The sequence below is a fragment of the Sideroxyarcus emersonii genome, from assembly GCF_021654335.1.
In the GTDB taxonomy this organism is placed as follows: domain Bacteria; phylum Pseudomonadota; class Gammaproteobacteria; order Burkholderiales; family Gallionellaceae; genus Sideroxyarcus; species Sideroxyarcus emersonii.
In genome coordinates this window covers 1,559,028-1,573,591 of the sequence record NZ_AP023423.1, presented here as the reverse complement: position 1 = coordinate 1,573,591, position 14,564 = coordinate 1,559,028, and the positions used below count along the sequence as shown (strand labels likewise).

Here is a 14,564-nt window from a genome sequence, read left to right as displayed (position 1 = left end):
CCGATAATTTCGGAGCGGAGGTGCAAATGACGTCGGATAAGAACAAGGGTGACAAACTGCTGTACTGCTCGTTCTGCGGGAAGAGCCAGCACGAGGTGCGCAAGTTGATTGCGGGGCCGTCGGTGTTCGTGTGCGACGAGTGCATCGCGCTGTGCAACGACATCATCCGCGAAGAAACGCAAAGCAGCATCGGTGCGGAAAAGACCGACAAGAATGACCTGCCGGTCCCGCACGAGATATGCGCCAGGCTGGATGAATATGTCATCGGCCAGCGCCAGGCGAAGAAGATATTGTCGGTGGCGGTGTACAACCACTACAAGCGCCTGCGGAGCACGGATGCGGACGGTGTGGAGCTGGCCAAGAGCAACATACTCCTGGTGGGTCCAACAGGATCGGGCAAGACCCTGCTGGCGCAGACGCTTGCAAGGCTGCTCAACGTACCTTTCGTCATGGCGGATGCCACCACCCTGACCGAGGCAGGCTATGTCGGCGAGGACGTCGAGAACATCATCCAGAAGCTGCTGCAGGCCTGCGACTACGATGTGGAGCGGGCGCAGCGCGGTATCGTCTACATCGACGAAATCGACAAGATCTCGCGCAAATCCGACAATCCATCGATCACGCGGGACGTCTCGGGCGAGGGCGTGCAGCAGGCCTTGCTCAAGCTGATCGAAGGGACCAAGGCATCGATTCCTCCGCAAGGCGGACGCAAGCATCCGAATACCGAGTTCCTGCAAGTCGATACCAGCAACATCCTGTTCATCTGCGGCGGTGCGTTCGACGGCTTGGAAAAGGTGATCCGCAATCGTTCCGAGAAGGCCGGAATCGGCTTCTCGGCCAATCTGGCCAAGCGTGAAGACAGCAAGGATATTGGCGCAGTGCTGCGCGATGTCGAACCGGAAGACCTGATCAAGTTCGGCCTGATCCCCGAGTTCGTCGGCCGCTTGCCGGTGGTGGCGACCCTGGAAGGGCTGGATGAGGCTGCATTGATGCAGATACTGACCGAACCCAAGAATGCGCTGACCAAGCAATACCAGAAGCTGTTTTCGATGGAAGGTGTGGAGCTGGAATTCCGCGAAGGCGTATTGAATGTGATTGCCAAAAAGGCGCTGGCACGCAAGACCGGTGCGCGCGGATTGCGTTCGATCCTCGAAAATGCGCTATTGGACATCATGTTCGACCTGCCTTCGGAGGAGAACGTGAGCAAGGTGGTGCTGGACGAGAATAGCGCCGGCGAAATCAAACCCATCGTGATGTACGCTGATACGCCCAAGGTGGCGTAACGACGGCCCTGGCGGGCAGGACTTGAATTACGGGGTCCTGTCCCCATATCACCGTCACTCCCCAAACTTTGAGAGTCCCGAATCATGGCCGAAAACGATCCTATCTCTACATCAGCTGACCTGTTCCCACTACTGCCCTTGCGCGACGTGGTGGTATTTCCGCATATGGTCATTCCGCTGTTCGTCGGCCGAGCCAAGTCCATCAAGGCGCTGGAGGCAGCCATGGAGGCTGGCAAGAGCATCGTATTGGTGGCGCAAAAATCGGCTGCCAAGGACGAGCCGGCGACCGAGGACATCTATCGCATCGGCAGTATCGCCAATATCCTGCAGATGCTGAAGCTGCCGGATGGCACGGTCAAGGTATTGGTTGAAGGTACGCAGCGCGCCAAGGTATTGCGCATATTCGACGACAAGTCTCATCTGGATGCGGAAATACAGCCGGTGCCGATCGACGAGGAGATCGGGCATGAGGCGGAAGCGATGCGCCGCGCCCTGATCAACCAGTTTGATCAATACGTAAAACTGAACAAGAAGATACCGCCGGAGATCCTGACTTCGCTGGCGGGGATTGACGATGCCGGCCGTCTGGCCGACACCATCGCCGCGCACTTGCCGCTCAAACTGGAACAGAAGCAGGAAGTGCTGGAGATATTCGATGTGCGTCAGCGCCTTGAACACCTGCTTGGCCTGCTGGAGGCCGAACTGGACATCATGCAGGTCGAGAAGCGCATTCGCGGGCGAGTCAAGCGCCAGATGGAAAAGAGCCAGCGCGAGTATTACCTGAACGAGCAGGTCAAGGCGATCCAGAAGGAGCTGGGTGAAGGCGAAGACGGCGCGGATATCGAAGAGGTCGAGAAAAAGATCAAGGCCGCGCACATGCCGAAGGATGCGCGCGCCAAGGCGGAAGCGGAATTGAAGAAGTTGCGCCTGATGTCGCCGATGTCGGCCGAGGCAACCGTGGTGCGCAATTACATTGACGTGCTCGTCTCGCTTCCCTGGAAGAAGAAGACCAAGATAGATACCGATCTCAAGCATGCTGAAGATGTGCTGGAAGCCGATCATTACGGGCTGGACAAGGTTAAAGAGCGCATCGTTGAATATCTTGCCGTGCAGCAACGCGTGAGCAAGATGAAGGCGCCTATCCTTTGCCTGGTCGGCCCTCCGGGCGTGGGAAAAACTTCGCTGGGGCAGTCCATTGCCCGGGCCACCAACCGCAAATTCGTGAGGATGTCCCTCGGCGGCGTGCGCGACGAATCGGAGATACGCGGGCATCGCCGCACTTACATCGGTTCCATGCCCGGCAAGATATTGCAGAACATGAGCAAGGTCGGGGTGAAGAATCCGCTCTTCCTGCTCGATGAAGTGGACAAGATGGGCATGGATTTCCGCGGTGATCCCTCGTCCGCGTTGCTGGAAGTGCTCGATCCCGAGCAGAACCATACTTTTGTCGATCACTACGTCGAAGTCGAATACGACTTGTCCGACGTGATGTTCGTTGCCACTTCCAACAGCATGAACATCCCTGCGCCATTGCTGGATCGCATGGAAGTGATTCACGTCTCCAGTTACACCGAAGACGAGAAGGTCAACATCGCCACCCGTTACCTGCTGCCCAAGGCCATCAAGAACAATGGCCTCAAGGAAGAGGAGATCAGCGTTTCCGAAAGCGCGATCCGCGACATCCTTCGCTATTACACGCGCGAAGCAGGGGTGCGCAGCCTGGAGCGCGAATTATCCAAGATCTGCCGCAAGGTGGTGAAGTCGCTCTTGCTGAAAGGGCGCGACAACAAGGTTACGATCAATGCCCGCAACCTGGACAAGTATCTGGGAGTGCGCCGCTACAGCTATGGCATCGCAGAGAAGACAAACCAGGTCGGCCAGGTCACGGGTCTGGCATGGACTGAAGTCGGCGGTGAATTGCTGACCATCGAAACTGCCGTGTTGCCGGGCAAGGGCAAAACCACTACTACCGGCAAGCTGGGCGAGGTGATGCAGGAGTCGATTCAGGCCGCCTTGAGCGTTGTGCGCAGTCGTGCGCGGACATTGGGTATCGCCGAGAACTTTTACGAGAAGAGCGATCTGCATATCCACTTACCCGAAGGTGCGACACCGAAGGATGGCCCCAGCGCCGGTATCGGAATCTGTACCGCGATGGTGTCGGCCTTGACCGGCATCCCGGTGCGTGCGGATGTTGCAATGACCGGCGAGATCACCTTGCGTGGCGAAGTGTTGCCGATCGGCGGCCTGAAAGAGAAGCTGCTGGCCGCTCAGCGCGGAGGCATCAAGGTCGTGCTGATCCCGGAAGAGAACACCAAGGATCTGGTCGAGATACCTGATAACGTGAAAAACAAACTGGATATTCATCCGGTTAAATGGATAGAGCAAGTGCTGGAGATGGCGCTGGAGCGCACGCCAGAGCCGTTGCCGGAGCCGGAAGCAGTAGCGGTATCATCTCCCGCAGTGATAAGCGAAACAGGAGCATCGGCTGCAATCAAGCATTGACGCGGGTTGGCGCGGTGTCGGTATGCTTGGAAATTTTTTGCAATTGCTTGACCCACTCAAAAACCCTTGATATAAAGCCGCTGCAGGGCTTTCCTGTGTTCTCAACTAACAAGCAAAGGGGAATCGCGTGAGTAATAAATCTGATCTGATCGAAGCAATTGCAAAATCCGCTGACATTTCCAAGGCCGCTGCAGGTAGAGCGCTGGACGCGACTATTGAATCCATCAAGAAATCCCTGAAGAAGGGCGAACTCGTCAGCTTGGTTGGTTTTGGCACTTTCTATGTCGGTAAGCGTGCTGCACGAAACGGCCGCAATCCCCGCACTGGCGCAACGATTAAAATCAAAGCTGCGAAGGTTCCGAAATTTCGCGCTGGCAAAGGTCTGAAAGATGCTGTAAACTAGCAATCTTTGTCGGGTGCTTAGCTCAGCTGGTAGAGCACCGCCCTTACAAGGCGATTGTCGGCGGTTCGATCCCGTCAGCACCCACCAGAGATTGTTGGTTTTTAGGTTCATGGAGTGGTAGTTCAGTTGGTTAGAATACCGGCCTGTCACGCCGGGGGTCGCGGGTTCGAGTCCCGTCCACTCCGCCAAACAGAGGCGAACGAAAGTTCGCCTTTTTTCATATGGGATGTCCGAAGTGACGTTCCTTCTTTCGGGTAGGATGTTATGTTCGATTTCGTACAAGAGAAGAAACGGCTGGTGCAGATCGTACTGGCATTGATCATTTTGCCGTTCGCTTTCTGGGGTGTGGATTCATACCGTAAATCCGGCGGCGCTTCGCCACTGGCAACTGTTGACGGCGAAAAGATCGGGCAGCAGGAATTCGATAATGCGCTGAACCAGCAGCAGCAACGATTCCGCGAAATGGCAGGCGCCAATTTCGATCCCTCTTTTTTCGACAAGCCGGAAATCAAAACCTCGGTGCTGGACAGGCTGGTCACCCAGCATCTCATGGCGATAGAGGCAAGAAAAGCCGGCCTCAGTATCGCTGACGAACAGATCGGGCAAATAATCCTCAGCATCGGCGCTTTCCAGAAAGACGGGAAATTTGATCGGGGGCTCTACGAGTCCGTGTTGAAGGAAAAAGGCAAAACACCGGCGGATTTCGATGCGGAGATCCGACGCGCGCTGCTCATTCAGCAATTGACAGATGCCTATTCCCAGAACGGTTATGCCGCCAAGGCTGTGGCCGAAAACCTGATCCGTTTGAACGAGCAACAGCGCGTCGTGGCGGTTGCGAATCTGGATGCTGCCTCCTTCCTGAAACAGGTCAAATTGCCGGACAACGCGGTCAGCGATTATTACGACAAGAATTCCCAGGAGTTCCAGGTGCCCGAGCGTGCCAAGGTCGAATATGTGGTGCTTTCCGCAGATTCCTTGCTGTCGCAAGTAACGGTATCCGACGATGAAGCCAGGCAGTACTACGAGGAGCACAAGGCCGAATTCGGTACTCAGGAACAACGCCAGGCTGCGCATATCCTGATCGGCGTGTCCAAACAGGCATCTGACGCCGAGAAGCAGGCGGCAAAGGACAAAGCCGAGCAGGTATTGCAGCAGGTCAGGCAGGCCCCCGCCAAGTTTGCCGCATTGGCCAAGCAGTATTCACAAGACCCCGGTTCTGCGGCCAATGGCGGTGATCTGGGCATGTTCGGCCGGGGGGCGATGGTCAAACCGTTCGAAGATAGCGTGTTCAGTCTCAAGGTGGGGGAGATCAGCGGTTTGGTGCAGACGGATTTCGGTTACCACATCATCAAGCTGATCGCCGTGAAACCAGCCAAGGTCCAGGCATTCAGCGAGCTGAAGGGAATGATCGCACAACGCCTGAAATCCCAGAAAGCCGGTGACAAATTTGCGGAGCTGGCGGAGAAATTCAGCAATACCGTCTATGAACAGAGCGACAGCCTGAAACCGGCAGCGGAATTGGCGAAAGTCGCGGTGCAGCAGGGAACATGGCTGAGCAAGGGGCAGGCTCCGGCCGGCATATGGACGGATAAGGCATTGCAAGCGGTCTTTTCGGAAGATGCGCTGAAAAACAAGCGCAATACTGCGGCGGTGGAAGTTGCTCCCAATACCCTGCTGGCGGCACGCGTGACTGAATACAAGCCTGCAAGCATCCGTCCATTAGCGGAAGTTTCTGCCGGCATCCAGCAGAAATTGCTGCAAGCGCAGGCATCCGAACAGGCGGCGCAACAAGGCAAGAAGCTGCTGGAGCAGCTGCAAGGCGGAGAAAAAGCCAGCGTGGCGTGGAAGGCGGTACAGAGCGTCTCGCGTAACCAGCGCGGCACCATCGATCCCCAATTGCTGCAGGCGATATTCCGTGCCGACACGAGAAAACTGCCGGCTTATGTCGGGATTGCCGGTGCGAACGGCTATGTGCTGGCACGTATCGATGCAGTGAAGAACGACGCGGCCATCGATGAGAACAAGCTTGCGCGCTATGAACAGCAGATCCGCCAGATTACGGGTGAAGCTTTGTTGATGGCCTACATGGCAGATGCCAAGAAACGAGCCAGTGTCACGATGAAGAACTTTGTGGCGGATGCCAAGTAGCAAGGTTACGATTGCTGCTGTTCGAAAACGCCGCTCATCGAGCGGCGTTTTTTATTGCGGAAGGTCAGGCCTCCGTTGAGCCAAGCGCAGTGGTATTGAATCCTCCATCCACATAAGTGATTTCGCCGGTCACCCCGCTGGCCAGATCGCTGCACAGGAAAGCTGCCACATTGCCGACTTCCTCGATCGTGACATTGCGTTTGAGCGGGGCGTGTTTTGCGTTGTAGGAAAGCAGTTTGGCGAAATCCCCGATGCCTGCCGCAGCCAGCGTTTTGATCGGTCCGGCCGAGATGGCGTTGGCACGTATGCCTTTGCGGCCGAGTTCCATGGCCAGATAGCGCACGCTGGATTCCAGGCTCGCTTTGGCCATTCCCATCACGTTGTAGTGCGGCATGGTACGCACCGCGCCCAGGTAGCTCATGGTCAGCAATGCCGCCTTGTCGGATAAATATGGCAGGGCCATTTTGGCCATGGCCGGGAAACTGTAGGCGCTGATGTCGTGAGCGATGCGGAACGCCTCGCGACTGAAACCATCGAGAAATTGTCCGTCCAGTGCCTCGCGCGGCGCGAACGCGATGGCGTGGACGAAACCGTCGAATTGGGGCCAATGCTTGGCCAGTTCGCTGAACAGTTGTTCAATCTCTGTATCCGAAGAGACGTCGCAGGGAAATACCAGCTGGCTGCCGAACTCCTTGGCCATTTCCGTCACGCGTGCTTGCACGCGTTCACCCTGATAGGTAAAGGCGAGCTCGGCTCCTTCCCGATGCATGGCCTGGGCGACGCCATACGCGATCGAGCGATTGCTGATCATTCCCGTCACCAGAATGCGCTTGCCTGCCAGAAACCCCATATTAACCCCTTGTAATAAATTGATAATTTTCGATTATAGCTGCATCACCCTGCCAGCAGTATATAGATGGAAGCGGATTCATGGGGTGGGGCGGCGATGCTTGCCAATGAATGGATCGATGGTTGGATCTGTTGCGGCCGGATTGCAGATGGGGCTGCGCAGCTGATTTCCGTCAAGAGAACGTTCATTTGCGGTTCTGTTTGCGAAATTTGGACGGAGAACAGCGCCACGCTTTAGAAGTGCCGCCTTTAATCGTATATAATTTCCAACTATTCATTTCGGATACTCCCTTCATGCTGGAAGTTGGCAATCTCGCGTGCAGTCGCGGCGATCATCGCTTGTTTTCTGGATTGAGCTTCAGCTTGCATGCCGGGCAGATCATGCAAGTGCAGGGGGCGAACGGCAGCGGCAAGACCAGCTTGTTGCGCACGCTATGCGGCTTCATCACGCCGGACGAAGGTGAGATATGCTGGAACGGCAAGCCTGTCGGCGAGCTGGGCGAGGATTACTACGCCGAGCTGCAGTACATAGGGCACTTGAATGCCATCAAGGATGAATTGAGCGCGCTTGAGAATCTGCAGATGAGTGCCGGTCTGGCGGGTTACACGGTGACCGAGCAACAGGCAGTTACTGCTTTGAGGCGTATGGGTTTGCAACGCCGCGAGCACTTGCCGGTGCGGGTGCTGTCGCAAGGCCAGCGACGCCGAGTCGCGCTGGCGCGCTTGTTGATTAGCGACGCGCATTTGTGGATACTGGACGAGCCATTGACCGCACTCGATGTGGGGGCTGTTGGTTTGATGCAGGAACTGATCGGCGAACACTTGTCAAAAGGCGGCATGGTGATCTTTACCACGCACCAGCCCTTGCAGGTGGCAGGCGTGCAGACACGAGAGTTGGTCTTGTCATGAACAGGCTCTCGCTGTTCGGATTGCTGGGCCTGGTGATTCGGCGTGATCTGCTGCTGGCGATGCGCCGACGCGCAGATGTGCTGACCACCCTGGTCTTTTTTGTGATGGTGGCGAGCTTGTTTCCCCTGGGGGTGGGGCCGGAACCGGAGATGCTGCGCAAGATGGCATCCGGCGTGGTGTGGGTCGCGGCTTTGCTGGCCTCCATGCTGTCCTTGCCGCGCATGTTCTCGGCTGACTACCTGGACGGCACGCTGGAGCAGATGCTGCTTGCGCCTCAATCCCTCACTGCGCTGGTGCTGGGCAAGATCGTGGCGCACTGGATGTTGTCCGGCCTTCCGCTGGTGCTGATCGCACCGGTGCTGGGGCTGCAATTCGATATGTCGGCACAGGCATTGGGAATGCTGGTGCTCGCGTTGCTGCTGGGCACGCCGATACTGAGCATGATCGGGGCGGTCGGCGCTGCGCTGACCTTGGGATTGCGTGGCGGCGGCGTGCTGGTGTCGTTGTTGGTATTGCCGTTGTGCATACCGGTACTGATCTTCGGTGCGGGCGCAGTCGAGGCAGTGACCAGCGGGATGAGCGCAGTTTCCAACCTGTCGTTGTTGGGGGCGTTCATGTTGTTCGCTTTGGTGTTTACGCCGTTCGTGGCGGCGCAGGCATTGCGTATTTCGATGGAGTAGCGATTTGGCAATCAACTGGTTCAAATATTCGGCACCGACGACGTTTTATGGCCTGGCAGGCAGGTTGGTTCCCTACTTTGCATGGGCCGCCGCGATCCTGTTCATGCTCGGCCTGTATATCGGTTTCTTCGTTGCGCCGACCGATGCCGTGCAGAGCGAGGCCTACCGTATCATGTTCATTCATGTACCGGCCTCCATCCTCTCCATGTTCATCTATCTCGTCATGGCGGGTTACGCTGCATTGGGGCTGATCTTCAAGACCCGGCTTTCCGCCATGATGGCGCAGGCCCTGGCTCCGACCGGTGCACTGTTCGCTTTCATCTCGCTGTGGACGGGAGCGCTGTGGGGAAAACCGATGTGGGGTGCATGGTGGGTATGGGATGCACGCCTGACCTCCGAGCTGATCCTGCTGTTCCTGTATCTCGGTTTCATCGCCTTGCAGGCTTCCATCGAAGACTCGCGCCGGGCAGACAAGGCCGGCGCTTTGCTTGCCATCGTCGGCTCGGTGAACGTACCCATCATCTATTTCTCGGTCAAATGGTGGAACACACTGCACCAGGGATCGACCATCAAATTCAGCGGAACCAGCATGCATATCGCCATGCAGCAGGCGATGTTGGCGATGTTGATCGCCTGCTGGATGTATGCGATTGCAATGACGCTGGCGCGCGTGCGCAGCATCATCCTGGAGCGTGAGGCGAACACGACCTGGGTCAACGAATTGACCGAAATGAAGGTGCAGTCATGAGTTGGGCCGATTTTTTTGCCATGAACGGCTACGCCTTCTACGTATGGGGATCCTACGGTGCGGCACTGCTGGTATTTGCTGTCGAGATCGTCATGGTGCGCCACCGCAGGCAGAAAACGCTGCGCGAATTGCGCCTGATGCGCGACGAGATGGGTGAGACGGAACAGGGGAAGCGGTATGACGCCTAGAAAGAAAAGATTGTGGTTCATCGTGGCAGGATTGGCCTTGGTCGGCATTGCGGTCGGTCTGGTGCTGTATGCGCTCAAGAACAATGTCAGCCTCTATTTCACGCCGACCCAGGTTTACAACAAGGAAGCTCCGCAAGGGCGCAGTTTCCGTATCGGCGGACTGGTTGAGCAGGGCAGCTTGCAACGCGAGAAGGACGGGCTGACCGTGCGCTTCAACATAACCGATACCGTCAAGACGATGGCCGTGGTTTACAAGGGCATCCTTCCCGATCTGTTCAAGGAAGGGAAGGGCGTGGTTGCCCAGGGCAAACTGGAAGACGGCAACGTCTTCCATGCCGAAGAAGTGCTGGCCAAACATGACGAGAACTATATGCCACCGGAAGCCGCCGACGCATTGAAAAAGGCCAAGGCCGCCGAGTCTGCCGCAACACAGCCCGGCAATGGCGCATCCCCGGCATATCCCGCAGCTAAATAATTTTTGAGAGCCCCAGTATTATGATTCCAGAGATCGGTAATTTTGCACTCATCGTCGCCTTGCTGCTTTCCATCATTCAAGGCGCGCTTCCCATCATCGGGGCTGCTCGCAACAACGCCGTGATGATGTCCACTGCGCGCACATTGGCAACAGGGCAGTTCGTTATCGTCGCGATCGCAATTGGCTGCCTGGTCCAGTCGTTCATCGGCAACGATTTTTCCGTGCTGTATGTGGCAGAACATTCCAATTCGCAATTGCCGATCCAGTACCGTATTGCAGCGCTGTGGGGCGGGCATGAAGGCTCGCTACTGCTGTGGACATTCATCCTCACCGTATGGACGGTCGCGGTCGCGACGTTCAGCCGCCACCTGCCGCAAGAGATGGTCGCGCGCGTGATAGGCGTGATGGGACTCATTTCTGCTGGCTTCCTGCTGTTCATGCTGCTGACTTCCAATCCGTTCGACCGCCTGCTGCCCGCAGCGATGGATGGGCGGGACCTGAACCCGTTGCTGCAAGATCCGGGCCTGGTGATCCACCCGCCGATGCTGTACATGGGATATGTCGGATTCTCGGTGGCGTTTGCGTTTGCGCTGTCTGCGCTCCTGGGCGGCAAGCTCGATTCCACCTGGGCGCGCTGGTCGCGTCCATGGACCACGGTGGCATGGGTGTTCCTCACCATCGGCATCATGCTCGGCAGCGGCTGGGCGTATTACGAACTGGGATGGGGCGGCTGGTGGTTCTGGGATCCGGTGGAAAATGCCTCGTTCATGCCCTGGCTGGTCGGCACGGCGCTGATCCATTCCCTGGCGGTGACGGAGAAGCGCGGCGCATTCAAGAGCTGGACGGTGTTGCTTGCCATCGCCGCCTTCTCGCTCAGCCTGCTGGGAACCTTCCTGGTGCGCTCCGGCGTGCTGACCTCGGTGCATGCCTTTGCCACCGATCCCAAGCGCGGCATTTTCATCCTGTCCTTCCTGGTGGTGGTCATCGGCGCTTCCTTGCTGCTGTTTGCATGGCGCGCACCGAAGATCGGCCTGGGCGGCAAGTTCGACCTGATCTCGCGCGAATCCATGCTGCTCACCAACAATGTCCTGCTTTCCGTGGCTTCTGCCTCAGTATTCCTGGGGACACTGTATCCGTTGTTCATGGATGCGCTCGGTTTCGGCAAACTGTCCGTCGGTCCTCCCTATTTCAACACCGTCTTCGTGCCCCTGATGGTGCCGATGGTGATGATGATGGGCCTGGGACCGATCGCGCGCTGGAAACATGCCAACCTGCCGGACATCTGGGTGCGCGTGCGCTGGGCATTGGGGGCAAGCATGGTCGTGGCCCTGCTGTTGCCGCTGGTAATGGGCAAATGGACGCCGCTCATCGCACTCGGCCTGCTGCTGGCCGCCTGGCTGATCAGTACTTCCCTGCTTGATTTCCGCAAGCGTATCGCCGGCTCCGGCGAACTGTGGCAACGCCTGAGCATTCCCGCGCGCAGCTATTACGGCATGTTGCTGGCACACCTCGGCATTGCGGTGTTCATCATCGGCGTGACCCTGGTGAAAGGCTATGAAACCGAGCGCGATGTGCGCATGGACGTCGGCGACACGGTCGATGCAGGCGGATACCAGTTCCGTTTCGATGGCGTGATCGATGTGCCGGGCCCCAACTATGTAGCCTCGCAAGGGCGCGTGACCGTCACCAGGGGCGGTACGCTGGTGACCGAGCTGCATCCTGAAAAGCGCCAATACAATGCCTCCGGCATGCCGATGACCGAAGCTTCCATTCAGCCGGGACCGCTGGGCGACCTGTACGTGTCGCTGGGCGAGCCGATCCCCGGCACCACGGCTTGGGCGGTGCGCGTCTATATCAAGCCGTTCGTGGACTGGATCTGGGCCGGATGCCTGATGATGGCATTGGGCGGGATACTGGCGATCAGCGACCGCCGCTATCGTATACACGCACGTAAAACAACGACCGCTACGACTGGCGGCGAGCAATTGAAGGAGAAGACGGCATGATGCGATTCATTTTGCCCCTGGTGGTTTTCCTGGTACTGGCGGCTTTCCTGTATGTCGGATTGGGTCTCGATCCGCGCGAAGTTCCTTCGCCGCTGATCGACAAGCCGGCTCCCGCGTTCACCCTGACGCAATTGCACGATACCCGGAAGCAATTCTCCGTGCAGGAGATGAAGGGCAAAGTCTGGCTGCTCAACGTGTGGTCGTCCTGGTGTGTGTCCTGCAAGGAAGAGCACCCGGTGCTGCTGTCCTTGGCCGAGCAGAAGATCGTTCCGATCTACGGGCTCGACTACAAGGACAAGAAAGAAGATGCGGAAGCCTGGTTGCGCCAGGCGGGCGACCCCTACACGCTGAGCGCGATGGATATCGACGGCCGCGTGGGCATCGACTATGGCGTCTATGGCGTGCCGGAAACCTATGTCATCGATAAGCAGGGCATCATCCGCTACAAGCAGATCGGCCCGGTGACACGGGAAAGCCTGCAGCAGAAGATCTTGCCCATGGTCGCGGAGTTACAAAGCAAATGAGAACGTTATTGATCCTGCTGTTTTGCCTGTTGCCAGTCAGCGCCTTCGCCGGTGAAGCGAAAGACCTGGCTGCCGACCCCGTGATTGAGAAGCGCATGATCGGTTTGGCAGAGAATCTGCGCTGCCTCGTTTGCCAGAACGAATCGTTGGCCAGTTCGCATGCCGAGCTGGCAGAAGACCTGCGCCGCGAAGTGCGCGAGCAGATGCAGCAGGGCAAGAGCGACAAGGAGATCATCGATTATCTCGTGGCCCGCTACGGCGATTTCGTGTTGTACAAGCCGCCGGTGAAGAGCTACACCATATTGCTCTGGTTTGGCCCCTTTGCGATGCTGCTGATCGGTGCAGCCGTGCTGGTCTTCCAGTTGCGCAAGCGCCGCAAGGCGATACAGGAATACGAGCTCACCCCTGAAGCGCAGCAGCGCGCCGCCTCCTTACTCAGTGAAGAAGAAAACAAATGACTTTATTCTGGATCATCTGTGCGGCGATACTGATCGTCGCCGTTCTGTTCGTTGCCTTGCCGCTGTGGCGAGGCACTTCCAAAGACAATTCGGTGGCGCGCGATGCGGCCAACCTGGAGATCCTGCGCGACCAGATCGCCGAGATGGATGCCGACCTGAAAAACGGCCTCCTCACGCCCGAACTGCACGAACAAGGCAAACGTGAATTACAGGCGCGCCTGCTGGAAGAGGTCGGGAATGGCCAGGCCAACCAGGCCTCGAACAAGCCTCACCCGCTGAAGATCACGGCCGTCGTGCTGGCTGTGTTGCTGCCGCTGGCCGCGGTGGGGCTGTATCTGAAGCTGGGCAATCCGAATGCATTCGTTCCGCAGATGCAATTCGGCGCTGGCGGCATCGTGCGCGACGAAGCCGGGCTGCAGGCGCTGGAAGAGAAACTGGCGAAAAATCCGCAGAACCCGGAAGTGCTGCTCATGCTCGCCCGCTCCTATGTCGAACTTGGCCGTTATGCCGATGGCGCGAAGAAGTACGATGCCTTGATCAGACTGGTGCCTGATGAGGCCATGTTGTGGACGGACTATGCCGACGCATTGGCGATGACCCATAACTCGCTGGTCGGTGCGCCGACCAAATTGCTGGATCGCGCGCTGGAGATCGATCCCAACTTTGCCAAGGCATTGGCATTGTCTGGAACGGCAGCGATGGAGCGGGGGGATTTTGCCGCTGCAATCCGCTATTGGGAAAAGCTGATGCAGCAGCTCCAGCCGGGAGGCGAAGATGCCAAGATGATCGATGAAGGCCTGCGACAGGCGCGGCAGCTGCTGGCACAGAGCAAAGGAGGCAAGATGGCTCCTGCACTGGAACAGATCAATGAGCCGCCGGCAAAGGCGCAGGCAGCTGCGGGCAGCGAGCGCATCACGGGAACGGTGACACTGGGCGCCGCCCTCAAGGGACAGGCCGATCCGGACGATACCCTGTTCGTGCTGGCACGTGCCCTGCAAGGCCCCAAGATGCCGCTGGCCATCCTGCGCAAACAGGTCAAGGATTTGCCGGTGAACTTCTCGCTGGACGACAGTATGGCGATGTCGCCGCAGATGAAGATGTCCAATTTCGACCAGGTGGTCGTGCTGGCGCGCATCTCGAAATCGGGCAATGCCATGCCGCAGCCGGGTGACCTGGTCGGCATGAGCAAGCCGCTCGCGCTGGGAACCAAGGGGGTCAAGATCGAGATAGACCAGGCTGTTCGCTAAGGCCTGGGCGGCTCCGGCTGCAAAAAAAAGGGGGCTGCCGCTTGCAACGGCAGCCCCTTTTTTCCTGGTTTACCGATAGAATCGCGGCCAGTAGCGCAGGCGAATGAGGCGGGATGATGGGGCGGGCCCCACCACGTCCGGAAA

At 57.9% G+C, this 14,564-nt stretch carries 14 protein-coding genes and 2 tRNA genes; 15 read left to right on the top strand and 1 reads right to left on the bottom strand.

The window, feature by feature from the left end; translation table 11 throughout:
* Positions 1-26 precede the first annotated feature (26 nt).
* The 6 genes from clpX (at position 27) to L6418_RS07665 (ending at position 6,336) form a co-directional block, all read left to right on the top strand.
* Complete coding sequence (gene clpX / locus L6418_RS07690) at positions 27-1,283, top strand: ATP-dependent Clp protease ATP-binding subunit ClpX (RefSeq protein WP_237246338.1); 1,257 nt, start codon at positions 27-29, stop codon at positions 1,281-1,283.
* A gap of 84 nt (positions 1,284-1,367) precedes the next feature.
* On the top strand, positions 1,368-3,785 hold the full coding sequence (gene lon, locus L6418_RS07685; protein WP_237246337.1) for an endopeptidase La: 2,418 nt from the start codon (positions 1,368-1,370) through the stop codon (positions 3,783-3,785).
* A 127-nt stretch (positions 3,786-3,912) separates the two neighbouring features.
* Entirely contained in the window at positions 3,913-4,188 is a 276-nt protein-coding gene (locus L6418_RS07680) for an HU family DNA-binding protein (RefSeq protein ID WP_013029928.1), read from the top strand.
* Between the two features lie 11 nt (positions 4,189-4,199).
* Positions 4,200-4,275, top strand: a tRNA-Val gene (locus tag L6418_RS07675).
* A 24-nt stretch (positions 4,276-4,299) separates the two neighbouring features.
* Positions 4,300-4,376, top strand: a tRNA-Asp gene (locus tag L6418_RS07670).
* A 76-nt stretch (positions 4,377-4,452) separates the two neighbouring features.
* Complete coding sequence (locus tag L6418_RS07665) at positions 4,453-6,336, top strand: SurA N-terminal domain-containing protein (protein WP_237246336.1); 1,884 nt, start codon at positions 4,453-4,455, stop codon at positions 6,334-6,336.
* A gap of 64 nt (positions 6,337-6,400) precedes the next feature.
* Here the strand turns inward: L6418_RS07665 and fabI are convergent, their stop codons facing one another.
* Positions 6,401-7,186: an enoyl-ACP reductase FabI gene (gene fabI / locus L6418_RS07660; RefSeq protein ID WP_237246335.1), complete on the bottom strand. Its 786-nt coding sequence runs from the start codon at positions 7,184-7,186 to the stop codon at positions 6,401-6,403.
* A gap of 293 nt (positions 7,187-7,479) precedes the next feature.
* On the opposite strand from fabI, the gene ccmA reads away from it, so the two are divergent.
* From ccmA to ccmI, 9 genes are read left to right on the top strand one after another with little or no spacing between them, the layout of a single operon-like run.
* Positions 7,480-8,094: a cytochrome c biogenesis heme-transporting ATPase CcmA gene (gene ccmA / locus L6418_RS07655; RefSeq protein WP_237246334.1), complete on the top strand. Its 615-nt coding sequence runs from the start codon at positions 7,480-7,482 to the stop codon at positions 8,092-8,094.
* A complete protein-coding gene (gene ccmB / locus L6418_RS07650; protein ID WP_237246333.1) occupies positions 8,091-8,774 on the top strand; it encodes a heme exporter protein CcmB in 684 nt (227 codons plus the stop codon). Before ccmA ends, ccmB begins: the two co-directional genes overlap by 4 nt.
* A gap of 4 nt (positions 8,775-8,778) precedes the next feature.
* Positions 8,779-9,522, top strand: coding sequence for a heme ABC transporter permease CcmC (gene ccmC / locus L6418_RS07645; RefSeq protein WP_237246332.1), 744 nt, complete (start codon positions 8,779-8,781; stop codon positions 9,520-9,522).
* Positions 9,519-9,710 (top strand): heme exporter protein CcmD, encoded by a 192-nt coding sequence (gene ccmD, locus L6418_RS07640; protein WP_237246331.1) that lies wholly within the window; start codon positions 9,519-9,521, stop codon positions 9,708-9,710. The genes ccmC and ccmD overlap by 4 nt, the downstream gene beginning before the upstream one ends.
* The gene (gene ccmE / locus L6418_RS07635) at positions 9,700-10,185 is read left to right on the top strand and encodes a cytochrome c maturation protein CcmE (protein ID WP_237246330.1); all 486 of its coding nucleotides are present in this window, start codon (positions 9,700-9,702) and stop codon (positions 10,183-10,185) included. Before ccmD ends, ccmE begins: the two co-directional genes overlap by 11 nt.
* 20 nt (positions 10,186-10,205) lie before the next feature.
* Positions 10,206-12,191 carry a heme lyase CcmF/NrfE family subunit gene (locus L6418_RS07630; protein WP_237246329.1) on the top strand — a complete coding sequence of 662 codons (1,986 nt, stop codon included), beginning with the start codon at positions 10,206-10,208 and terminating at the stop codon, positions 12,189-12,191.
* A complete protein-coding gene (locus tag L6418_RS07625) occupies positions 12,188-12,715 on the top strand; it encodes a DsbE family thiol:disulfide interchange protein (protein ID WP_237246328.1) in 528 nt (175 codons plus the stop codon). Before L6418_RS07630 ends, L6418_RS07625 begins: the two co-directional genes overlap by 4 nt.
* On the top strand, positions 12,712-13,173 hold the full coding sequence (locus L6418_RS07620) for a cytochrome c-type biogenesis protein (protein ID WP_237246327.1): 462 nt from the start codon (positions 12,712-12,714) through the stop codon (positions 13,171-13,173). Before L6418_RS07625 ends, L6418_RS07620 begins: the two co-directional genes overlap by 4 nt.
* On the top strand, positions 13,170-14,420 hold the full coding sequence (gene ccmI / locus L6418_RS07615) for a c-type cytochrome biogenesis protein CcmI (RefSeq protein ID WP_237246326.1): 1,251 nt from the start codon (positions 13,170-13,172) through the stop codon (positions 14,418-14,420). Before L6418_RS07620 ends, ccmI begins: the two co-directional genes overlap by 4 nt.
* Positions 14,421-14,564: the final 144 nt, after the last annotated feature.